The organism is Sphingobium sp. B11D3B (assembly GCF_025961735.1).
GTDB lineage: Bacteria > Pseudomonadota > Alphaproteobacteria > Sphingomonadales > Sphingomonadaceae > Sphingobium.
Genome location: NZ_JAOQOF010000001.1, coordinates 2717667 through 2739358 on the forward strand (window position 1 = coordinate 2717667; position 21692 = coordinate 2739358).

26 protein-coding genes are annotated in these 21692 nt (G+C 66.3%); 6 read left to right on the forward strand and 20 right to left on the reverse strand.

Going from position 1 to position 21692, the window contains the following annotated elements; all coding sequences use genetic code 11:
* Positions 1-33 precede the first annotated feature (33 nt).
* The 4 genes from fabI to M2333_RS12550 all read right to left on the reverse strand — a co-directional run bounded on the left by fabI (position 34) and on the right by M2333_RS12550 (position 3751).
* Positions 34-843: an enoyl-ACP reductase FabI gene (gene fabI, locus M2333_RS12535; protein ID WP_181560875.1), complete on the reverse strand. Its 810-nt coding sequence runs from the start codon at positions 841-843 to the stop codon at positions 34-36.
* Positions 840-1796 (reverse strand): YihY/virulence factor BrkB family protein, encoded by a 957-nt coding sequence (locus M2333_RS12540; RefSeq protein ID WP_264612621.1) that lies wholly within the window; start codon positions 1794-1796, stop codon positions 840-842. The genes fabI and M2333_RS12540 overlap by 4 nt, the downstream gene beginning before the upstream one ends.
* 95 nt (positions 1797-1891) lie before the next feature.
* Positions 1892-2818, reverse strand: a complete 927-nt coding sequence (locus M2333_RS12545; RefSeq protein ID WP_264577866.1) for a DnaJ C-terminal domain-containing protein — start codon at positions 2816-2818, stop codon at positions 1892-1894.
* Positions 2819-3055: 237 nt separating this feature from the next.
* Positions 3056-3751, reverse strand: a complete 696-nt coding sequence (locus M2333_RS12550) for a DUF4136 domain-containing protein (protein WP_264611987.1) — start codon at positions 3749-3751, stop codon at positions 3056-3058.
* A 173-nt stretch (positions 3752-3924) separates the two neighbouring features.
* On the opposite strand from M2333_RS12550, the gene pdxH reads away from it, so the two are divergent.
* Genes pdxH through M2333_RS12570 form a run of 4 tightly spaced genes read left to right on the forward strand, consistent with a single transcriptional unit; the run spans position 3925 to position 6804 of the window.
* Positions 3925-4545 (forward strand): pyridoxamine 5'-phosphate oxidase, encoded by a 621-nt coding sequence (gene pdxH / locus M2333_RS12555; protein ID WP_264605997.1) that lies wholly within the window; start codon positions 3925-3927, stop codon positions 4543-4545.
* 10 nt (positions 4546-4555) lie between these two features.
* Positions 4556-5560: a cation diffusion facilitator family transporter gene (locus tag M2333_RS12560; protein WP_264605998.1), complete on the forward strand. Its 1005-nt coding sequence runs from the start codon at positions 4556-4558 to the stop codon at positions 5558-5560.
* Entirely contained in the window at positions 5557-6384 is an 828-nt protein-coding gene (locus tag M2333_RS12565) for a PhzF family phenazine biosynthesis protein (protein ID WP_264611988.1), read from the forward strand. The genes M2333_RS12560 and M2333_RS12565 overlap by 4 nt, the downstream gene beginning before the upstream one ends.
* 6 nt (positions 6385-6390) lie before the next feature.
* Positions 6391-6804, forward strand: coding sequence for a hypothetical protein (locus tag M2333_RS12570; RefSeq protein ID WP_264611989.1), 414 nt, complete (start codon positions 6391-6393; stop codon positions 6802-6804).
* 4 nt (positions 6805-6808) lie between these two features.
* Here the strand turns inward: M2333_RS12570 and M2333_RS12575 are convergent, their stop codons facing one another.
* Positions 6809-7921, reverse strand: a complete 1113-nt coding sequence (locus M2333_RS12575; RefSeq protein ID WP_264611990.1) for a serine hydrolase domain-containing protein — start codon at positions 7919-7921, stop codon at positions 6809-6811.
* A 26-nt stretch (positions 7922-7947) separates the two neighbouring features.
* Between M2333_RS12575 and M2333_RS12580 the strand changes: the two genes are divergently transcribed.
* Positions 7948-8319, forward strand: a complete 372-nt coding sequence (locus M2333_RS12580) for a hypothetical protein (RefSeq protein WP_264611991.1) — start codon at positions 7948-7950, stop codon at positions 8317-8319.
* Positions 8320-8377: 58 nt separating this feature from the next.
* On the opposite strand, the gene M2333_RS12585 is transcribed toward M2333_RS12580, so the two are convergent.
* Together M2333_RS12585 and ung are read right to left on the reverse strand one after the other, a co-directional pair.
* Entirely contained in the window at positions 8378-9307 is a 930-nt protein-coding gene (locus M2333_RS12585) for a DUF808 domain-containing protein (RefSeq protein WP_264611992.1), read from the reverse strand.
* Between the two features lie 74 nt (positions 9308-9381).
* Complete coding sequence (gene ung / locus M2333_RS12590; protein ID WP_264611993.1) at positions 9382-10122, reverse strand: uracil-DNA glycosylase; 741 nt, start codon at positions 10120-10122, stop codon at positions 9382-9384.
* 471 nt (positions 10123-10593) lie between these two features.
* On the opposite strand from ung, the gene gdhA reads away from it, so the two are divergent.
* Positions 10594-11943, forward strand: coding sequence for an NADP-specific glutamate dehydrogenase (gene gdhA, locus M2333_RS12595; protein WP_264611994.1), 1350 nt, complete (start codon positions 10594-10596; stop codon positions 11941-11943).
* Between the two features lie 46 nt (positions 11944-11989).
* Here gdhA and M2333_RS12600 read toward each other — a convergent pair whose 3' ends face one another.
* The 13 genes from M2333_RS12600 to fliL form a co-directional block, all read right to left on the reverse strand.
* On the reverse strand, positions 11990-13489 hold the full coding sequence (locus M2333_RS12600) for a PQQ-dependent sugar dehydrogenase (protein ID WP_264611995.1): 1500 nt from the start codon (positions 13487-13489) through the stop codon (positions 11990-11992).
* Positions 13490-13653: 164 nt separating this feature from the next.
* Complete coding sequence (locus tag M2333_RS12605) at positions 13654-13806, reverse strand: hypothetical protein (protein ID WP_264571511.1); 153 nt, start codon at positions 13804-13806, stop codon at positions 13654-13656.
* Between the two features lie 133 nt (positions 13807-13939).
* On the reverse strand, positions 13940-14308 hold the full coding sequence (gene fliS / locus M2333_RS12610; protein ID WP_264576883.1) for a flagellar export chaperone FliS: 369 nt from the start codon (positions 14306-14308) through the stop codon (positions 13940-13942).
* A gap of 75 nt (positions 14309-14383) precedes the next feature.
* Positions 14384-15766: a flagellar filament capping protein FliD gene (gene fliD, locus M2333_RS12615; protein WP_264611996.1), complete on the reverse strand. Its 1383-nt coding sequence runs from the start codon at positions 15764-15766 to the stop codon at positions 14384-14386.
* A 120-nt stretch (positions 15767-15886) separates the two neighbouring features.
* Entirely contained in the window at positions 15887-16330 is a 444-nt protein-coding gene (locus M2333_RS12620) for a hypothetical protein (RefSeq protein ID WP_181560888.1), read from the reverse strand.
* Between the two features lie 58 nt (positions 16331-16388).
* Positions 16389-17534: a flagellar biosynthesis protein FlhB gene (locus M2333_RS12625; protein WP_264611997.1), complete on the reverse strand. Its 1146-nt coding sequence runs from the start codon at positions 17532-17534 to the stop codon at positions 16389-16391.
* Between the two features lie 3 nt (positions 17535-17537).
* Positions 17538-18314, reverse strand: a complete 777-nt coding sequence (gene fliR / locus M2333_RS12630; RefSeq protein ID WP_181560890.1) for a flagellar biosynthetic protein FliR — start codon at positions 18312-18314, stop codon at positions 17538-17540.
* Complete coding sequence (gene fliQ / locus M2333_RS12635) at positions 18311-18583, reverse strand: flagellar biosynthesis protein FliQ (RefSeq protein WP_181560891.1); 273 nt, start codon at positions 18581-18583, stop codon at positions 18311-18313. Before fliQ ends, fliR begins: the two co-directional genes overlap by 4 nt.
* A 25-nt stretch (positions 18584-18608) precedes the next feature.
* On the reverse strand, positions 18609-19559 hold the full coding sequence (gene fliP / locus M2333_RS12640) for a flagellar type III secretion system pore protein FliP (RefSeq protein ID WP_413716495.1): 951 nt from the start codon (positions 19557-19559) through the stop codon (positions 18609-18611).
* Positions 19552-19824 (reverse strand): flagellar biosynthetic protein FliO, encoded by a 273-nt coding sequence (locus tag M2333_RS12645; RefSeq protein WP_181560893.1) that lies wholly within the window; start codon positions 19822-19824, stop codon positions 19552-19554. The genes fliP and M2333_RS12645 overlap by 8 nt, the downstream gene beginning before the upstream one ends.
* Positions 19821-20150: a flagellar motor switch protein FliN gene (gene fliN, locus M2333_RS12650; protein WP_181560894.1), complete on the reverse strand. Its 330-nt coding sequence runs from the start codon at positions 20148-20150 to the stop codon at positions 19821-19823. The genes M2333_RS12645 and fliN overlap by 4 nt, the downstream gene beginning before the upstream one ends.
* Positions 20151-20161: 11 nt before the next feature.
* Positions 20162-21031 carry a flagellar motor switch protein FliM gene (locus M2333_RS12655; RefSeq protein WP_264611998.1) on the reverse strand — a complete coding sequence of 290 codons (870 nt, stop codon included), beginning with the start codon at positions 21029-21031 and terminating at the stop codon, positions 20162-20164.
* A gap of 38 nt (positions 21032-21069) precedes the next feature.
* Positions 21070-21690 carry a flagellar basal body-associated protein FliL gene (fliL, locus tag M2333_RS12660; RefSeq protein WP_264571515.1) on the reverse strand — a complete coding sequence of 207 codons (621 nt, stop codon included), beginning with the start codon at positions 21688-21690 and terminating at the stop codon, positions 21070-21072.
* Positions 21691-21692 lie beyond the last annotated feature (2 nt).

Here is a 21692-nt window from a genome sequence, read left to right on the forward strand (position 1 = left end):
CCGCCAGGGCAGCGCAGACGGCTGCGCTGCCGCTCATCCCTTGTCGAGCGCGATATCCGGCGCGTCCTCGGCCTTCATGCCGATCACGTTATAGCCTGCATCCACATGATGGATCTCGCCGGTCACGCCGGAGGCGAGATCGGACAGCAGATACAGCCCGGCCCCGCCGACATCCTCAATGGTGACGTTGCGGCGCAGCGGCGAGTTCAGCTCGTTCCACTTGAGGATGTAGCGGAAATCGCCGATGCCCGATGCCGCGAGCGTCTTGATCGGCCCGGCCGAAATCGCGTTCACGCGGATGTTCTGCGGCCCCAGGTCCATGGCGAGATATTTGACGCTGGTTTCCAGCGCAGCCTTGGCGACGCCCATCACATTATAATGCGGGATCACCTTCTCGGCGCCATAATAGGTCAGCGTGACGATGGACCCGCCTTCGCTCATCATCGGCACCGCGCGCTTCGTCACGGCGACGAGGCTGTAGGCCGAGACGTTCATGGTCAGCAGGAAGTTTTCGAGACTGGTATCGACATAGCCGCCGCGCAGCTCGTTCTTGTCCGAGAAGCCGATGGCGTGGACCACGAAGTCGATGGTCGGCCAGCGCGCGGCCAATCCCTCGAAGCAGGCATCGACAGACGCCATGTCCGACACGTCGCAGGGCAACAGAAAATCAGAGCCGACTTCCGCCGCCAGCGGGCGCACGCGCCGCTCCAGCGCCTCGCCCAGATAGGAGAAGGCCATTTGTGCGCCCTGCGCGTGAAGTGCCTTGGCAATACCCCAGGCCAGCGACTTGTCGTTGGCCAACCCCATGATGAGGCCGCGTTTGCCGGCCATAAGGCCTGTCATGATGTTGGATCCTCCGTCTCTTCCGCCGGTTCTTCCCCGTCCGGGAAATCAGCCAGCGCGGCGTTGAGTTCGGCGCCAATTACCACGCCAAGCCCAATGATGAAGAAAAAAATGAGCGTGATCATCGCGCCCGCCAGACCGCCATAGGTCAGGCTGTAGCTGGTGATGTTCGAGAAGAAGAGCGGCAGCAGCAACGAGGTGACGTACCACCAGCCCGCCGTGAACGCCGCGCCGGGCCATTTCGGGAAGCGCTTGGCGCGATAACGGCTCGGGGTCAGCGCCGCGAAGATGAAGTAAAGCGCGAGATAAAGGATGATCGCCGGCACGAAGCGGGTGGCGGTAAGAATGGCGAAAGCCTGGTCGCTGCCCGGCAGCAATTGCTCGACGATCGTCTCCGCCGCGACGAGCAGCACCTGCAGGGAAAGCGCCAGCAGCGCCCCGAACACGCTGAGCACGATGATCCCCATGGCCCGCAGTCGATAATGCCAGAAGGGCGATGTCGAGCGCGTGCCATAGGCCCGGCGGAGAATGTCGCGGATCGTCTCGATCAGGCTGCCGACGGTCCACAGGCCGATGATGGCGCCAAGCCAGAGCAAGGGTCCGGTCCGCGCCTCCAGCACATCGACGATGGCCGGCCGCAGCACCTGCGCGACGCTGGGCGGCACCGTGAGCAGAAAGCCGTTCACCGTTTCGAGACCGGCGCGGGTCCGCCCGAGGATCTGCGCGATCGCCGCAGCAAGGATGAAGAAGGGGAAAACCGCGACCAGCGTCAGATAAGCGAGATTGCCGGCATGGATGAAGCCTTCATTATAAACGCCGACCGCAACGCGCTTGACCACGGCCAGGGCGCGGCTCGCCCAGCGGCTCCGCTCGATTTCCGCGCGCAGGCGCTCGCCCCGATCGCGCAACCGGCGACGGCGCGCTTCAGGCGATTGCGGAGAGGGATTGGTCAGCACGCCCGATCTCTAGAACAAAGCGGCAGGCGAGGGAATCGCGCACATGCACCCCTCGCCCCCCGGCCATAGCGCAGGGCTCGCCCGCGCCGGGATCACACGCCCAGATGCGTCCGCAACGGCCGCGTGTCGCTCCAGCTCTCCACGAAAGCCTTGAGCGCGGCATCATGGCCCGGCACGTCGATCATCAGCGTGACGAGCTGGTCACCGCGACCACCGCTTTTGCGATGGAAACCCTTGCCCTTGAGCCGCAGCGTCTGCCCGGAATGCGCGCCCGCCGGAACAGCGAGCATCACCGGCCCATCGACCGTGGGCACCTTGACACGCGCGCCGGCAACGGCCTCGTTAAGGCTGATCGGCAGGTCCAGCCGCACATTGTCGCCATCGCGCTTGTAGAAAGCGTGATCGCCGATCTCGATGGTGACGATGGCATCGCCCGCGCCCGCCGGTCCCGGCTGGCCCTTGCCGCCCAGCTTCATCTGGGTGCCGTTCTCGACACCGGCAGGGAGCTTGAGATCGATGGTCTTGCCATCGGCGAGCGTGATGCGCTGCGGCGCCAGTGTCGCGGCATCGACGAACGGCACGGACAGGCGATAGGCCATGTTGGCGCCACGCTGCGGCGGTGGCGCGCCGCGCCCGCCAAAGCCGAAGCCGCCGCCCGATCGGCCACGGCCGCCGCTGAACAGCCCCTCGAAAATGTCCGAAAAGTCCGCGCCGCCGGCTCCGAACTCGAAGCCTTCCGGCCCGCCGCCCTGCGAGCGCCCCCCGCCCTGTCCGCCAAAGCCGAAGGGATGCGTGGGGTTGCCGTCGGCATCGATCTCGCCCCGGTCGAACCGGGCGCGCTTGTCCTTGTCGGACAGCAGATCATAGGCGCGCGTCACCTCGGAGAATTTCTCCGCGGCCTTGGGATTGTCCTTGTTCCGGTCCGGATGCAGCTCCTTGGCGAGCTTGCGATAGGCGGACTTGATCGCCGCCTCGTCCGCACTGCGGGGGACGCCCAGCAGCGAATAGGGATCAGCCATGTCGTTCTACCCACCCGTTCACGAAGATATCATGCCTCATGGCATTCATCTGGCGATTGCGGCGCGGCGCCGCAAGTGGGGATTGGCGTGCGGCTAGGGCCGATCGACATTCAGATGATGACGTGGCGAAAATGGTGATTTTTCGTGACCCGGAGCGCAGCGTACTCAAGGTACGTGAGCACCGGAAGCACGGAAAATCGCCATTTGCAGGCCGTCAGAGCTGAATGTCGATTGGCCCTATCGCGCGGCGACGCGTGCCGGCCCGTTCGGAAAGCGCTCGAACATCGCCTCGGCGAGGCGCGTGGCGATCGCCTGATCGCTCCAGCGCGAATCGCCCTCGCGCGTCGCAATCTCGGCCCGGCCTTCCCACAGGGGCGCGCCGGTGGCCTTATCGAGGATGCGCGCTTCCATGCGGGTCGACACCAGCGCCTTGCGCGGTTTGGAGAGATCCACCGCGAGCGCCATGCCCATGGTCGATCCATAGGTGCCGGTTCCGACCATCATTTCGCCGCTCACCGGCTTGCGCTTGGTCTCCTCGGGCACCAGCACCTCGCGGCGGATGCGCAGTTCGGTCACCTGCCCGCTGTCGCCCTGCGACTGCGCCAGCGTATCATAGCCGGCCTTCACCAACTGATCGATCACCGCCGCTTCAAAGGGCGCGGTGCCCGCGACGTCATCGACCGCGCCGGTCAGCGTCGAAACCTGGACTGGCCCGCTGCCGAGCCGCGCAGCCCCGCCCTCGGCGGTGAACTGTGCGGCATCGACCTGCCCTTCGCGCGAGTCACGGCCGTTGCTCACCAGAGGCGCACGCGGCGAATCGATGCGCGAGCCGCCCCACCGATCCGGACCGCGACCCCATTGGGCGACGCCCGGCGCGGCCATCGCGAGGAGGGAGAGGGCAGCGATGAAGCGGACAGGGACGGAGACGTTCATGGTGGTCCTCTTGCGCAGAGCTTGTTTCCGCGCCAGCCCACCCAACTGGTCCAGCATCGGCGCGCATAGTTTATCGACCCGCGCCTTGCCCCCATATGAATGGGCATCGCGCCTCCGGGGCACGACGCGACAGGAGAGTTTCCACGCGCGGCCGCACAGGCTAGGTGAAGCGCATGACGACACAGACCGCGACCTCATCCGAGCCGACCACGCTGACGGACGACCCCTTCGCCCTCTTCGCCCAATGGATGGCCGACGCCCGGGCCAGCGAGCCCAATGATCCCGAGGCCATGGCGCTCTCGACCGTCGATGCGCAGGGCCGCCCCTCCACCCGCATGGTCTTGCTCAAGGGCTATGGGCCGGAAGGCTTCACCTTCTACACCAATTTCGAGAGCCGTAAGGCCGGGGAACTGCTCGCCCATCCCGAGGCGGCCCTGCTGTTCCACTGGAAGTCGCTGCGGCGCCAGATCCGGATCGAGGGACCGGTCGGCCCGGTGGATGCCGCAACGGCGGACGCCTATTTCGCCTCGCGCCCGCGCGTGTCGCAGATCGGCGCCTGGGCATCCGACCAGTCCCGGCCGCTGGATGCCCGCGAAACCTTCGAGGATCGCATCAGGGAGGTCGAGGCGCGCTTCGCCGGCGTCAACGTGCCCCGCCCGCCGCACTGGTCGGGCTTCCGCCTTGCCCCGCGCGCAATCGAGTTCTGGCTGGACCGGGCCTTCCGCCTCCACGAGCGTCGCCGCTACGAGGCGGACGGCGCGGGTCGCTGGGCCGCGCAGATGCTCTATCCATGAGGCATGGCCGGTGAGTGCGGCGAGGCCTCCGGCGCACGAGGATCATCTCGCCACGACCGGGGCGATCAATCGCAAGGCCGCGCTCGCCAGCGTCGCCGTGGCGCTCATTCTCGCGACGGCCAAGAGCTGGGCCGTGCTGCGCACCGAGTCCATCGCCATGCTGGGCTCATTGGCGGATACCGGGCTGGATCTGGTTGCCAGCCTCGTCACGCTCTTCGCCGTCCGCCTCGCCGCGCGCCCGGCGGATTACGACCACCGGTTCGGCCATGGCAAGGCGGAGGCTCTGGCCGCGCTGTTTCAGGTCTCGCTGATCAGCGTTGCCGCCGTGCTCATCATCCTGCGCTCAGTCGAGCGGTTCGGCAGTGCCGGCACGCCCACGGCGATCGAATATGGCATCGGCGTCTCCATCCTCGCCATCGTGCTGACGATCCTGCTCGTCAGCTATCAGGCACGCGCGATCCGGGCGACGGGATCGGTCGCGATCAGCGCGGACAGCCTGCATTATCGCAGCGACCTGCTGCTCAATGGCTCGGTCATCCTGGCGCTGGTGCTGGAAACGGCGCTGCACCTGCGCGGCGCGGATGCGCTCTTCGGCCTCGGCATCGGCCTGTGGCTGGCGCTCAATGCGGGCCGGACGGCGATGCACGCCATTGGCGAGCTGATGGACAAGGAATGGCCGCTGGAAAAGCGCCAGCGCTTCCTCGACATTGCCGAGCGGCACCCCGCCCTGCACGGCATTCACGATCTGCGGACCCGCAGCAGCGGATCGCATGACATCGCCCAGTTCCACATCTGGCTCGACCCGCATATGTCGCTGAAACAGGCGCACGACGTGATGGAGGACATCACCCGCGACCTGACCGCCGACTTCCCCGGCCTGGAGCTGATCATCCACCCCGACCCCGCCGACCAGCCGGAAAGCGACCTGCTCACCCAGCAGGATGCCCGCACGGTGCTCGTCAACGAAGCCGCCGCGAGCGACAAGACGCCCGGGCCGGAGACGCCCGCCCCATGACGGCAGCGCCGATGATCCTCCCTTTCGTCCAGGTCGATGCCTTTGCGCATGCGCCGTTCACCGGCAACCCCGCCGCCGTGATGCCGCTGGATCACTGGCTGGCGGACGATGTGCTGCAGGCGATCGCGCAGGAGAATAACCTCGCGGAGACGGCCTTCACCGTGCCGCTCCCACCCGGCGCCGGCGCGGACTATGACTTGCGCTGGTTCACGCCGACGGTGGAAGTCGCGCTGTGCGGCCACGCCACGCTGGCGAGCGGTCATGCCCTGATGGGCGCCGCGCGACAGAGCCTGCGCTTCCGCACACAGCAGGCCGGGGATCTGGTGGTCGAACGCGTGGCGGGCGGTGAAGGCGATACCTACCGGCTCGATCTGCCGGGCATGGCCATGACGCCGGCGGACCTTTCAGAAATCGCTGCCCTGCTCGGTAGCCCCGCGCCGCAGGAGACGCACGCCCGCGACGGCGGCTATCGCCTGCTCGTCTTTGCGGACGACGCGCAAGTGCGCGCGCTGCGCCCCGATTTCGCGGCGCTCGGCAAACTCGGCAATCTGCTCATCATCGCCACTGCGCCGGGCACCGAAACCGATGTCGTCAGCCGCGCTTTCGTGCCGGGCGCAGGGATCGACGAAGACCCGGTGACCGGCTCGGCCCATTGCCTGCTCACGCCCTATTGGAGCGACCGGCTCGGCCGCGACCGCTTCACCGCCTATCAGGCCAGCGCGCGCGGCGGCTATGTCGACTGCGAACGCGCCGGCGACCGCGTCATCCTCACCGGTCGCTGCCGCACGGTGATCGAGGGGCAGTTTTTGCTTTCAGGGTGGTAAGCCGTCATGAGCAAGAGAGAACTGACGCAAAACGAACGTCGGCAGTTCCACTTGGGCTGCGCCGCCTTGCTCCTCATTCTGGCGTTCGGACTTGTGCGGTCAGCCGGCAGCGCAATGTGCGACACAACGACGTTTTATGAAAGTCTTTCGCCCGACGGTTGGACCGAAGCGCGCGTTCAAATGACGGACTGCGGCGCTTTGTCTGGCTTTTCCAGAATCGTCTGGATACAGCCCCGCTGGCTTCCAACGGATCGGCTCTTCGCCTGTCGAGCCGTAGCGATCGATGGTCAACCAGCTGTTCGTCTGGAGTGGGCGCAGGCAACGCTGGTCATCGCGACCGACGCACCGCGCGCAAGCGTCATCCACGCCAACGCCTCGTGCTACGGTTGGTCCGTTAAACTGGCAGCGCCACACTCCTGACCAGTCACGAAAACCGCCGGACCAGTCGCGCCATGGCTTCGCGCAGGGCGTCCATGTCTTCCTCGCGGGTGATGCCGAGGCGGACGATGACCAGTCGCTGCTCGGGCGAAACCAGGACGAACTGGCCGCGCTCGCCCACCGCCGCCATCACGCCGGCACCGGCCTGGCCCGGAAAGAGCGGTGAGGGGTCGCCGCCCCGGTTGAGCCAGAGATGCCCACCAAATGCGGCATGAGCGGGCGACGGCGCCGTCATGAAATCGAACCAGGGATCGGCGATGAGCTGGCGCCCCGCGACATGGCCGCGCTGGCGGATGAGTTCGCCGATCGCCGCATAGTCGCGCGCCGTCATATGCATCATCAGCGCGCCCTCGAGCGTCCCGCGCGCATCGAATTCCGGCACGAAGTCCTTGAGCCCGAGCGGTTTCGCGAAGCGGGCATCGAGAAACCGCGCCATGGCGGCGCGCCGGGCGAGCGGGTCACGATTCGCGGTCAGCCGGTCCGTCATGATGCCGGTGAGGATCATGGTGCTGCCCGCGCTCGGGGCGAAGGTCGCGCCCGGGGCCTGCACCAGTGGCTTGGCCGCTGCGAACGCCGCCTGATCCGTGCTCCCCTCGCCGGCGAGCATGGCGAGCGTGTCGCTCGGCTCGCCCGGTTGCCAATCTTCGCGATATTGCAGGCCACTGCTCATCTGCAGCAGGTGCCGCAAGCTGATCGCGGCGCGCGGATCGCCGGTCTGTCGCCAGGCGGCCACGGGGGCCGGATCGTCCAGCGCCAGCAGCCCGTCCGAGACCATCATGCCGGCGATGAGGCCGGTGACCGTGCGGGCAACTGACCAGCTTAAAAAGCGGCTCTGCGGCGTGAACCCATCGGCATAGCGCTCGGCGACAATCTCGCCCCCGCGCATCACGATGAGTGCGCGCGTCTCGCCGACGTCCGCGCCATCGCCGGGATCGAACAGCGGGTCCACCGCCTCGCGCAGCGCCATGGCGGAAAGGCCGGGGCTGTCCTTCAGCACGGCATAGCGGCTGGCCGGCACGTCCTGCGATGCGCCCGCTCCGGCGAGCATCAGGCTGGCGGCGGTGACGCACAGCCAGCGGGAAAGGCTTTTGATCTTCATGGCGCGCGGCCTTATCACGCAGCGCGATGAAAGGGGATAATCAGATGTGGGGGCAGCGCGATCCTCTCAAGCGCAAGGCCATGATGAAGCGCGCGAGCGGCTGGCTCGCCCTGCTGCCGGTAGTTCTGGTCGCCTTCTGGGTCGCGGTGAGCTGGCCCGGCTGGCAGCGGGAGGCCGACCAGGCCGCCGGCCTCGCCGCGCGCCTGGGCTGCTCGTGCCGCTATGTCGAGAATCGACCGCTCGAAAGCTGCCAGAGCGATCTCGCCGGCGTGCCGTGGATGGCGCTGGTGCGCTATGAGGATGCGCCCGAGGCCCGGCGCCTGACCGCCAAGATACCCATGCTGGCCACGCGATCCGCACGGCTCAAGCCCGGCTTCGGCTGCATGCCCGAGCGCTGAGGGGCGCAGGACGAACCGCCATGCCTCCCCTCCTCTAACGAGGAGGCGCTAAGATGGATCAGTGCCTGCCGCGCAGCCGCTGGATGAGGTGCACCACCGCCGCCACCACCAAGCCGACGAGGAAGCCGAACAGCGCCGCCAGCATCGCGCTGATCGTCCAGACAATCACCGGAGCGTGGCTCACCGCTTCGGCAATCGCATGTTGGCCATGAGGCAGCCCAGCCAGCGGCGTCCCTTCCAGCCCGTGCAGAATGATCCCGCCGCCGACCCACAGCATCGCCACCATGCCGATCGATTCGAGCAGGCTCAGCACCCCCGGCATCATCCGCACCAGCCCGCGACCCACCCGCTGGACCAAAGGGCCACCGGTCTTGGCGAAGTGCAGGCCGATATCGTCGAGCTTCACGATCAACCCGACCACACCATAGACCGCGACGGTGACGAGCAGGCCGACGACGGCGAGGACCAGCGCCTGCGTGAGCAGCGGGCGGCTTGCCACGTCCGCCAGGGCAATCGCCATGATCTCGGCCGAGAGAATGAGGTCGGTGCGGATCGCGCCTGAGACTTTCGCCTTTTCCAGCGCCACGGCGTCGCCATCGGCGGGGAGCATGTCCTCCTCCTGCGCATGGCCGCCCCGCAGCATCTCGATGATCTTCTCGGCCCCCTCGAAGGCGAGGAAGGTGCCGCCGATCATCAGCAGCGGCGTGATCGCTTGCGGCAGGAACGCACTGAGCAGGAGCGCGAGCGGCAAAAGGATGATCAGCTTGTTACGGATGGACCCGAGCGCGATACGCCAGATCATCGGCAGTTCGCGTTGCGGCGAAAAGCCGGTGACGTAGGTCGGCGTTACGGCGGCATCGTCCACCACCACGCCGGCTGTCTTCACGCTGGCCCGGCCGGCCGCGGCGGTCACATCGTCGACGGATGCCGCGGCAAGGCGGGCGATGGCGGCGACGTCGTCAAGCAGGGCGGCGAGGCCGGAGGCCATAAGGGATGCTCCTCGTCAGGATATTGCAGCCACCCTGCCTGATTTCCCGGCGGGCGGAAAGATCGGGCAACAGGTCAGGCAGCAGGCTCGGGCGGCAACGACCAGTCGATCGCCCCCCGCCCCTGCGCGGTGAGAAACGCATTGGCCCGCGAGAAGTGCCGGCAGCCGAAAAATCCATTATGGGCCGAGAGCGGCGAGGGATGCGGCGCCTTCAGCACCAGATGCCGCCCCCCGGCGCTCACATCCTGCACGAACGCCGCTTTCTTCTGAGCGTAGGCCCCCCAGAGCAGGAAGGCGACGGGCTTGTCCTGCGCGGCGACGGCGGCGATCACTGCATCCGTGAACCGCTCCCAGCCCCGATTGGCATGGGCGCCGGCCTGCCCCATCTCGACGGTAAGCACGCTGTTGAGCAGCAGCACGCCCTGCTCCGCCCAATGGACGAGGTGACCATGGCCGGGCGGGGTAAAGTCCACATCCGTCCGCAGTTCCTTGAAGATGTTGACGAGGCTCGGCGGCGGCCGCACGCCCGGCTTCACCGAGAAGCACAGGCCATGCGCCTGCCCCGGCCCATGATAGGGATCCTGCCCGAGGATCACCACGCGGACATCGGGCAGGGGCGTGAGGGCGAGCGCGTTGAACCAGTCGCTGCCGCGCGGGAAGATTTGCGCGCCGGCCGCCTTGCGGGCCTGAAGAAAGGCTTTCAGCTGCGCCATGGAGGGCGCGGCGAACGCATCAGCCAGTGCCACCCGCCAGCTCTCATCGAGCGAGGCAGGGATGGAGGGCGGGGTTATGGCGGTGTCGGCATCGGCAGTCATTCGCCCGGCTTAGAGCATTTGCGGCGCCGGGCAAATCGGTCCGCATAGGCGCGAACGGCAGACAGCCGCTGCCGGTTGACACGCAAGGCAATGAAACGCATGGGGTTTTTCATGCGGATATGCATCAGGCATTTTTCCATCCGCCATCATGCGGGGCAGCTTCTCGCGGGCATCTAGCCCCGGGACCCGGTGCCGTGCGCGCCGGGCTCGGGGCCCTTTCGCCGAACCGCCGTGCGACGTTCCAGACGCGCACGCCCCACGCCCGAAAGTCAGCATGATGCCACGCCACCCCATCACATTCCGCCACCCTTCCGGGGCCTGACCAGAGCACGACCGCCGGCCTTCGCCGCGCTGAGTCCTGCTCGGCCCGGCAATGTTCGGTCGCTTCGTCTCTGCCTGCCCCACGCGCGCCGTGTCGGCGCCGTCCAGCCCCGGCCATCAAATTTAAGTCCAGAGAAGAAAGGCCAAACATTGCTGAGAATTGACGATAAGCTTCGCCCGGTCCTGCATGACGTCATCCGCCGCAATGGCGGCGAGCCGGAATTTCATCAGGCGGTGACGGAGGTGCTGGAAAGCCTCGGCCGCGTCGTCGCAAAGCGGCCCCATTATCTCGACAATGCCCTGATCGAGCGGCTGTGCGAGCCCGAGCGGCAGATCATCTTCCGCGTGCCGTGGGTGGACGATAATGGCCAGGTGCAGATCAACCGCGGCTTCCGCGTCCAGTTCAACTCGGCACTCGGGCCCTACAAGGGCGGCATCCGCTTCCATCCCTCGGTCAATGTCGGCATCATCAAGTTTCTCGGCTTCGAGCAGACCTTCAAGAACGCCCTCACCGGCATGCCGATCGGCGGCGGCAAGGGCGGATCGGACTTCAACCCCCGCGAGCGCTCGCAGGGTGAGATCATGCGCTTCTGCCAGTCGTTCATGACTGAGTTGTTCCGGCATCTGGGCGAATATACCGACGTGCCGGCCGGGGATATCGGCGTGGGCGGGCGCGAGGTCGGCTATATGTTCGGCCAGTATAAGCGGCTCACCAACCGCTATGAGGCTGGCGTGCTGACCGGCAAGGCGCTGTTCCATGGCGGCTCGCGCGCCCGCACGGAGGCCACCGGCTATGGCGCGACCTATTTCGTCCAGCGGATGCTGGCGACCCGCAAGCAGAGCTTCGATGGCAAGCGCGTGACCGTGTCCGGCTCGGGCAATGTCGCCATCTACACCATGGAGAAGGTCATCGAATTCGGCGGCATCATCGCGGCCTGCTCGGACTCGAACGGCTATGTGATGGACGAGGACGGCATCGACCTCGAACTGGTCAAGGAAGTGAAGCTCGTCCGCCGCGACCGGATCAGCGACTATGTGCGCCTCAAGGGCGGCAAGAGCCATTATGTTGAGGGCGGCTCGGTTTGGGATGTGCCCTGCGACATCGCCATGCCATCCGCCACCCAGAACGAGCTGACCGGCAATGACGCCAAGACGCTGCTCAAAAATGGCGTCATCGCGGTGGGCGAAGGCGCCAACATGCCCTCCACCCCGGATGCGGTGCGGTTGTTCCAGGAAGCCGGCATCCTGTTCGCACCCGGCAAGGCCGCCAACGCCGGCGGCGTCGCCACCTCAGCGCTGGAAATGCAGCAAAACGCCTCGCGCGATAGCTGGTCCTTCGAGAAGACGGAAAGCCGCCTCGCCTCGATCATGCACGACATCCACGACCGCTGCGCGGAAACCGCCGAGGAATATGGCGCCCCCGCCGATTATGTGCTGGGCGCCAACATCGCCGGCTTCGTCCGCGTGGCCGAGGCGATGGACGCGCTTGGGGTGATCTGACGTGGTAACGGGGGCTGCCGGCGAGACGGTGGCCTCCGGATGCGAATCAACTGGCCGGGACGATCTGGAAAATCTCGCCGTCGAAATCGATGATGAAGACGTTTCCGAGGGAATCCTTGCCGAAGGCGACGGGCTGATCAATCGTGCCCACGTCCGGCACAAAATCGGCATTGCGGTTCTCGAAACCCGTACCGTCCAGCAACGGCCCGTTCCGCAGCCGGTCGAACGGGACCGACCAGAGATTGCCGCTGACGAAATCGGCGAAAAGATAATGACCATTGAGCGCAGGAATCGACTGGCGATAGACCACGCCGCCGATCACTGACCGGCCCTGAAACAGCCCCGTCCCGTGGCCATATTGCAATTTGGGCGCGGTCAGACTGACGTTCGACGGGACGGCGCCCTTATAGGGAAGCGTGCCTTCCAGATAGGGCCAGCCGAGATTGTACGGCCCTTCTGCAATCGGCAGCACATTGATCTCCTCGCGCTGATCCTGACCGACGTCGCCGATGATGATGGTCGAATCCTCAAGACCGCCACGGAAGGGATTGCGCAGGCCTGAGGCAAAGACGGTGGCTGGCGACCAAAACTGAACTGAGGCACCGGCATAGGGGTCCGGGCTGCGCGCCACACGCATGATCTTCCCGAGGCTCGAAGCGTTGTTCTGGGCGTTATTATTGGGATCCCCCGCTCCGCCACCATCGCCGAGGCCGACATAGAGCACGCCGGCGGGACTATCTCCGCCGGGGCCAAAATCGACCCATCCCCCATTGTGATTGCTGAAATTGGGATGGGGGGCGGAAAAGACCGCGCTCCCCGCCGAGAATGTGCCATCGGATTGAGCGGCATGGCTGGTAAGCCAAATGGTGCCGACTGAGTCCGTCCAAAGCAGGAAGAGCGCGTGCGGATCGCTCGCATTGCCGAGACCGCTCCGCCCCACCGTCATACCGATGAGTCCGCGTTCGCCATCGGTCGAGAGATTGGGAAGGGTCAACGCCAGCGTGCGCGAGCCGTTGGTGGTGTCCAGCCGGTAGACGCGTCCGCCACGCTCGGCGACGTAGATAACGGAGGAACTGTCGGGACTGCGATACAGCGCAATCGGCTGGCTGAAGCCCTGCGCGACGCGGCGGACGGCAATGCCTTCCCGATCGTTGGTGACCGTGATCCGGACATCCTGCTGGGCGCTCGTGCGCCCGTCACTGGCGCTGAGCGCCACCTCATACACATTGTCGCCATTGGCATCGCCCGGCGCGTCAAAGTTGGGAGCGGTGCGAAAGGCCAGATCGCCGGTGACGTTGATCGAGAACAGCGCTGCATCGGCACCGCCGGCGATGCTGATCGTGACGGGATCATTATCCGGATCGGAGGCGCGGGCGGCATAAGCAGCCGTGACGTTCTCGACGACCGAGACGGCGGCGGGCGACGTGAAAGCAGGCGCGCGATTGGATGACGGTGTGGGGGTTGGCGTGGGCGTTGGAGTGGCGGAGTCATCGCTACCGCATCCGGCCAGCGCGAGGATCATGCACGACAGGATAACTGACCGCATCACTCGCTCCCGCCTGTTCCTTCAGATCCCAGGAGATCGGCAATATGGCGCTAAGTCAAGGACAAGGCGGTGAAATGATCCGGCGGTGGCGTGAAGATGCTGCGGAATGCGTGGACACAACAAAGGCCGCCGGAACACCGGCGACCTTCGCATGTCCGATCGGATCAGCGCTGGTTCTGGCGTTGACCGCCGCCCTGCTGGTTCTGATCGTCCTGTCCGCCCTGCTGGCGGCCGGACTTGTCCGTGTTGGACTGGTCCTGCTGGCCGCCCTGGCCGGGCTGGCGCTGTTGATCATTCTGCTGGTTCTGGTTTGCCATGGTCCATCCTCTCTTTTCGCCCTTGATGGGCATGGGAGAGAAACGGATGGCGGGCCGGCCGGTGCCCGGCTTTGCGACGAATGCCGGAAAAGCGGACGAGTTGAAAGGAACGACGGACGGGGCGGCTAGGCCGTCAGCCGATCTGCTTCCAGGCCGATGCGATTTCCGCGATGAAGCCGTGGGCGCTCTCCATCAGGCTGGGATCATTGGCGACGGTCGCCTCCAGCGTCCGGCGGCGCGTCTCGCGGTAGATGGTCGCAAGGCTGATGGCGATCTCGCCGCCCTGATCGAAATCAAGGCTCGTCTCCAGCGCGTGGAGAATGGCGAGCGCGCGCGTCTGCCGGTCCAGGCATTTGTGGCGATCGCCGGCCTTGAGCGCCAGTGCGGCGGTATCCAGCGCGAGCAGCAGCTCGTCGAACAGGATGCGCACGAGCTGGTGCGGCGTGGCGCCCTCGACGCGGCTGCCGCTATCCACCGCCGCATAATGGCGAAGCGCGGCCATCGGCCTCATCGGATGCGAACCCATGTACATACAGCGTATCCCTTATTGGTGTGTCCAGCGTCTGCGTCCGGACCGTTAGTCGTTGTTCTTGCTCCAGATCTTGACCTGCTGCTCAAGATAGGATTGCGTGGCCTGGAACTGCAGCAGGCGCGTTTGCATCTTCGCGTAGGTCGCGGTGAGCTGGGTGCTGTAGGTGCTGCGCTGATCGCCCAGCTTCTCCAGCTCCTTCTCCAGCGCGGCCTTCTGCTTCCCGTAAATGGCTGCGGAACTGGCGAGCGGACCTTCGCTGCCGTTCACATAATCGGTGATGTCCTTGAGCGCGCCGGCAATGCCCGGCTGCGTCGCGCGGGGCACGGCGGGATTGAGCATCTGGGTGACGCCTTCCGGGTCAGCCGCCAGCGCCGCTTCGAGCCGCTTGGTATCCAGCGTGAGCGTGCCGTTGCGCTCGGTGCGCACGCCCAGGTCGCTCAACGTGCGATAGGTGCCGCTATCGGTCAGCGGCTGGGAGACGAGGCCGGCGAGACGACGCGACAGATCCCGCACGCCAAAGTCGCCCGAGAGCAGGCCGGCCGTATCGCCCTGCGCGACCGTCGCATCGTTGAGGGCGCCCTTGAGCTGATTATAGGCGGTGACGAACTCGCGAACGAGATCGCTCATCGTGCTGGTCGGCTGGTCCGTGGCGAGCGTGATCGTCTTGCCCGGCTCCGCCTTGTTGAGGTCGATCTGGATATTGGGAATGGCGGTGGTGATCTTGTTCGAGCCGAATTCCATATCGACATTGTCGATGCGGATCAGCGCATTCGCGGCGACCTGGCTCTGCGTCAGCGTCCCGGCGGCGCCATCCCAGACGAAGCGCTGGAGATTGGCATCCGCATCGGCCTCGGCGGTGAGCGTAAAGGCCTTGGCTGTGCCGGTCTCGCCCTTGAGAACGAGGCGCGCGCCGGACTGATCGGTGACGATCGAAGCCGTCACGCCGGCATTCGCGGCATTGATGGCCGAGGCAAGGTCAGCCAGCGTGCCGGTGCCGCCGACGGTGATCATCGTCTCGGTGCTGCCCACGGTGAGCTTGAGCGTGCCGGTGCCGGCGACGGCGGCGCTGTCGGCCAGCGCGGCGGACTGGAGCACCTGCCCGGCGGCAAGCTGGCGCACCTCAAGCTGCGCCGGGAGGCCCTTGGGCACGCCGCCCGGAATGAGCGAGACCGCCGCGATGGTCGGATCATTGGAGACCGGATTGCCACGATAGCCGGTGCCCTGCAGCAGGTCGGTCAGGGCCTTGGAGAAGGTCTCGAGCGAGCTTTTGGCGGAGGCCAGCGCCGACACGCGGGCACTGGCGGTATCCAGCCGGGACTGGACGGCACTCTGGCGCGGCTGAAACGAGGCATTGGTGAGATCGGACACCATCTGGGTGATGTTGATCCCGGAGCCGATGCCGAGTGCGCTCGCAATATCCGTCGCCATATCCGTCGTCCTTTCAAGGCTTCAGAACGGCAGCGGCGCGCGCGGCTTTAGTGCCATGGACAAAGAATCAGGGCAGGCGCATTCAGTCGTCGAACAGCGGCGCGCTTGGCGCCGGAACCCTCAGTGCGAGGCGGCTTCCACCATGAGCGAGGTGACCGATGCCTGCGCCGCTTGAGCCAGCCCGGCCTGTCGCGCCACCGCCTGCGCCACATTGGCGACGAAGGTGACCATCTGCTCGTCGGTCGGCGGCATGGGGAGCATGACGACGGGGCTCGGCATCAATGCGACGATGGCCCGGTCGGCCAGTTCGACGCTCGATTCAGCATTGCGGGCGGAGGGCTGGATATGCGCCAGCACATCGGCAATCTCGGCATGGATGCGGGCATAATCGGCAGCGGCGGCGGAGCGTTCGCGATCCCGCAGCAAGGCGGCGCGGGAGGTCTCGCCCTCCGCCCCGCCATGCATGGCACGGGATTGGGAAACGGCAGGCACGGCCAAGGGGCTGCGCTCCGTTGCGCTGGTCACCGGGGTGACAGCCCCGGCGCGGGGCAAGAACTCGTTCATGACACATTGCCTTCTAATGTGTCCCCATCAACAAAAGACGGACGAGTTCGGCTAAGCTTTAATTCACGATATTGCGCCCATCCGCATCGAATCGCATCGCGTCGGGCAGATCGATGTGCGGACGGTCCATCTCGGTCGCCATGGCGTGCTCGATCCGGTAGACGAAGGCGAGGATCGCGGCGACGGCCATGAACAGCCGCTCGTCCACTTCCTGCCCAGCGCGCGAGGTGAAGTAGATGGCGCGGGTGAGCTCGGGATATTGCAGCACCGGCCGGCCCTGATCGGCCGCGAGCGTGCGGATCGCCGCGGCGATTTCATCGGAACCGCGCGCCACCACGACAGGCGCCGCGTCGCGCCCCGGATGATAGCGCAGCGCGACGGCGAAGTGCGTCGGGTTGGTGAGCACCACCGTGGCCTCTTCCACCGCCTTGCGCACCGAGCCGTTGAGCGTCTCATATTGCCGCCGGCGGATCGCGCCCTTGAGTTCGGGCGAGCCTTCCGTCTCCTTGTGCTCCTGTTTCACTTCCTGCTTGCTCATGTTGAGCCGCTTCATGCGCTGGAAGATCTGCGCCGGCACGTCGATGCCCGCGATGAGGAACAGGGCCGCCGCGAGCGCGAGCGTGACGACCACGAAGATGTGGCCCATCTCGCTCATCGCCGGCATCACCCCGGTCTTGGCCATGCCGTGGATCGCATCGAACTGCCGCCACAGCAGCACGCCGCCGATGCTGCCGAGCAGCACCACCTTGGCGAGCGATTTGATCAGCTCGATAATGCCCTGCATGCCGAAGATGCGCTTGAGCCCGTTGATCGGGTTCATCCGCTCCGGCTTGGGCACGAGCGCGCCGGTGCGGAAGCCGAGCGAGCCAAGCACGGCAGGCGCGGCAATCGCCGCCACGACCGTCGCCAGCAGCACGCCCGCGAGCGGCAGCGCGATGATGGCGAGCAGATGATAGGCGCGCTGCTCCGGCGCGAAGCCCGCAATATCACCCTGATCGAACCGCAAGGCTTCGGCGAGCATCAGGCGGATGGCGTCGATCAATGCCGGCCCGGCGATCGCGAGCCAGCCGACGCCGGCCATCACCACCATGGCGGTGGAGAGTTCGCGGGACTGGAGAATGTCGCCCTTGCTGGCCGCGTCCGTCAGACGCTTGGCTGTTGGCTTCTCGGTCTTTTCGCCGCCGCCGGAGGGCTCCTGCGCCATGGCTCAGCCGCCCGCCAGCAAGCGGCTCATGTCGAGCCCTTGGCGCAAGGCGTCGCTGATCGCCTCGCCCATGACCGGCGCGGCGATGGCGAGCAGCACGAGGCCAGCCAGCAGCGTGGCCGGCAGGCCGACCGCAAAGAGATTGAGCGACGGCGCGGTGCGCGCCAGCATCCCCATGACGAGCTGGACAAGAATGAGCGTGAAGGTGACCGGCAGGGCGATGATGACGCCCGAGGCAAACATGGTGCCGCCAAACTGCGCGATGCTCTCGAACGCGCTCGCCGGCATGAGATTGCCCGGCGGCAGCGCCTTGTAGCTCATCACCACATATTGGATGAGCAGCAGATGCCCATCCATGGCGAGCAGCAGGAAGGTGGCAATGATCGAGAGAAAACGGCCGACGACCGGCGTTGGCTGGCCGGAGAGCGGATCGACCATGGAGGCAAAGCCCAGGCCCATGGCATTGGCGATCGTCTCGCCAGCGATGAACGCCGCCGAATAGCCGATCTGCAAGGCGAAGCCGAGGCTGAGGCCGGCGATCACTTCCGCCGCGACAAGCGCGATGCCGGCGATGCTCGCCAGCCCTTGTTCGGGCAGCGCAAAGGGGGCGCTGTTGAGCGCGGCAATGCCGATCGCGAGGCTGAGGATGATGCGCAGCTGCACCGGCACGGCGGCGGCACCGAAGATCGGCGCGGCCAGCAGCGCGGCGCCGGGCCGGATCATCGCCAGCATCCACAGCCACAGCTGCGCCTCGAGGCCCGCAAATGCCGGTGCGATCATCTGAGCAGGTCCGGAATCCGCTCGAAGATCTCGCGCGTGAAATCGGCGATGAGCATCAGGATCGCGCCGCCGAACAGCGCCAGCGTCACCGCGACGATGATGAGCTTGGGCACGAAGGAGAGCGTCGCCTCATTGATGGAGGTGGCGGCCTGAATCATGCCGATGATGACCCCCGCCAGCAGGGCCGGGATCAGGATCGGCCCGGTCGCCAGCGCGGCAACCCATAGCGCCTGCTGGGCGAGGCCGACGAAGAAATCGCCATTTTCCATGCGATGTGCTCCCTTTTCTGCCCGCTCAGGTCGCGAACGAGCCGGCGAGGGAGCCCATGGTCAGCGCCCAGCCATCCACCAGCACGAACAGCAGCAGCTTGAACGGCATGGAGATGATCGTCGGCGAGAGCATCATCATACCGAGCGCCATCAGCGTGGAGGCGACGACGAGATCGATGATGAGGAAGGGCAGGAAGATCATGAAGCCGATCTGGAAGGCGGTCTTCAACTCGCTGGTGATGAAGGCCGGCAGCATGATCGAGAAGGGAATCTCCTCGGGCGAGCGGAAGGCCGGCACGTTGGCGAGGTTCTGGAACAGAGCGAGGTCGTTCTGGCGGGTCTGCTTGGCCATGAAGCCATGCAGCACCTTGCCTGAGCGGCTCACCGCTTCCTCGATGCTGATCTGGCCCTCGCCATAAGGCGTGTAGGCGCTGGCGGTGATCTGGTCGATCGCCGGGCGCATCACGAACAGCGAGAGGAACAGCGCGAGGCCGACAAGCACCTGGTTCGGCGGCGTCTGCGCGAGGCCGAGCGCCTGACGGAGCAGCGAGAGCACGATGATGATGCGCGTGAAGCTGGTCATCATCAGCACCAGCGACGGCAGCACCGTCAGCAGGCTCATCAGGACGAGGATCTGCAGCGAGATGGAGAGCGGGCGGCCATCGCCCGAAACATCGTCGAGCGCGCGGGTCAGCCCGCCCGAGGCGGCGGCGGCACCTTGCGGCAGCGCGCCGGTTGCCGGCGCCTGTGCTTGCGGCGCGGGCGCGGCGGCGGGTGCAGCCGGCGCGGCGGGCGCAGCTTGGGCGAAGGCGGGCTGCGTGAGGCTCAGCGCGCCAAAGAGCAGAGCGCAAAGGAGGATCAGCAAACCCGTGCTCCTGCGCAGGCAGGAGCCCAGGGCGGCGAGGAACGGCGACTGCGCCTTGGGCTCCTGCCTGCGCAGGAGCACTTGGGTGGTCGCCAGAATGGGGTCAGCCATGACGGGTTTCGCTCTCCGCGATCTTCTCGACCTTGCCGCGCGAGACCGAGAGCAGCAGGCGCTTGCCCTCGAATTCCACGACCGCGAGCTTGCCGAGGGTGCCCATGGGCAGCACATCGACCAGCTTGACCATCCGGTCGCGCTGGCCGGCGCCCAGCATGCCGGGCTGATATTTGCGCCACAGCCACAGCGCGCCATAGGCCATGCCGCCGACCAGCGGCAGCATGATGAGCAGCTTGAGGAAATACCAGGCGAGCGCGCTCATGCGCGGCGCTCGAGCCCGGCGAGGCGCGCCTCGGTGGAGGCGATCTCGACGATGCGCACGCCATAGCGGCCGTTCACCGTCACCACCTCGCCCCGGGCGACCAGCGTGCCGTTGACCATGATGTCCAGCAGATCGTCGGCCTGACGATCGAGCTGCACGACGCTGCCCTCGCCCAGATTCATGATTTCGGCCAGACGCAACTGGGTGGCGCCGACCTCGACGGACATGCGGACGGGGATATCGGCCAGCAGGGCCATGTTGCGGCCCAGACCCATGTCCACCGGTGCGGCGGCCTCAGCCCGGAGTGTTTCGCTCATCTCGCTCATTATGTTGGTCCTCAGGCCAGTTTTTCGATCATGAAGGCGGCACTGCCGTCCTGTTCGCCCACGGTGCCCTGCGCAAATACGCGGTCCCCGACGAGCAGCGGCAATTGCCGCGCGATGTGGATGGGGATGACGTCGCCAGGCTTCAGCGACATCAGCTCCGCCATTTTGAGATTGGGCCGCGCCAGCACCGTGCGGACGGGGAAGCGCACATCGTCCAGCCGGGTGGCGAGACGGGCCCGCCAGACCGGGTCGGCCGGCCGGGCCTCGTCCCCCGCCTTGGGCGATCCGACGATCTCCAGCCCGCCAAAGCCGGCCTTGGGATAAATGAACTCGATGATGCGCGGGCGATGATCGCCCATGTCGACCTCGAACCCCTGCACCACGATGGCCGTCTCGCCGGACATCAGCTGGGCATGGGCCGGATTGGTCTCGCGGTTGATGAGCACTGGTTCCAGCGGGGCGATCTCGGCCCAGCATTCGACCAGCGCCGCGATAATGCCATCGGCAAGCCGGGCGCCGAGCCGCGTCTCCGTGGGCGTGAACTCGCGCTTGTCGCTGCTCGCACGGTCGCCCTTGCCGCCATAGAAGCGGTCGACCAGCAACGAGACCAGCGGCGCGTCGATGCGCAGCACCACTGGCCCCTTGATGGGGTGCAGGCGATAGAGCGAGAGGCTGGCGAACTCCGGCGCGCTCGCATCCCACATCATGAACATGGTTTCTTCGAGCGGCAGCGCGGTGACCAGCGGACGCGCGCCGCCATAGGGCTCGATGATCGCGCGCAACCGGCGGCTCACCCGCTCGCCGAGTTTTTCCAGTCCGCTGATCGCGGCGACCGGCTCACTGGTCTGTCGCCCGAGCGCGAAAGGCTGCACGTCATTCATCGTTCATTGTCCCCGTCCGACCCCCGTCGGACACGGCGCTACTGAATAACGAAATTGGTAAAATAAACGTTATCAATGCCGCCGTAGCCCGTCTTTTCCTTCAAAACATCGTTAATAACGGTCAGAAGTTTCGCCTGGAGCTTCTCCTTGCCCTGCGGGGTCGAGAGGTCGAGCTCCTGCTCCTGCGCCATCATCATCAGGATGGCCGAGCGGATCGGCAGCTCATGTGCTTGCACCGCCTCGATCACGCGCTGGTCGTAATAGGTCGACACGGCGATCGAGACCTGCGCGAAGGAGTCACTGTCCGCGAGGTTTGAGGTGAACGGCGCCGGGATCTGGAAATAGGTCGCCTGATAGGCCGAGGCATTGGCCGGGCGGGGCAGATCCACGCCCTTGCCCTCGCGCTCCGGCGCGTGCTGCTCGGCGGCCTTGGCAGCCCAGGTCTTGGCGACCTCCTCGGGCTTCTCGCCGGTCAGCACCAGCTGCGGGCGAAAGGCATCTTCCGCCGGCCCGCTTTCCTTGTGCATGGAGCCAGCGGCGAAGAACCCCGCGGCCGCGCCACCGCCACCCAGCAGCGCCACGGCGCCCAGGATGATGATCAGCTTCTTCTTGCCGCCGCCCTTCTTCTTGGCGGCGCCGGCGTCCGGTGCATCACTCATCA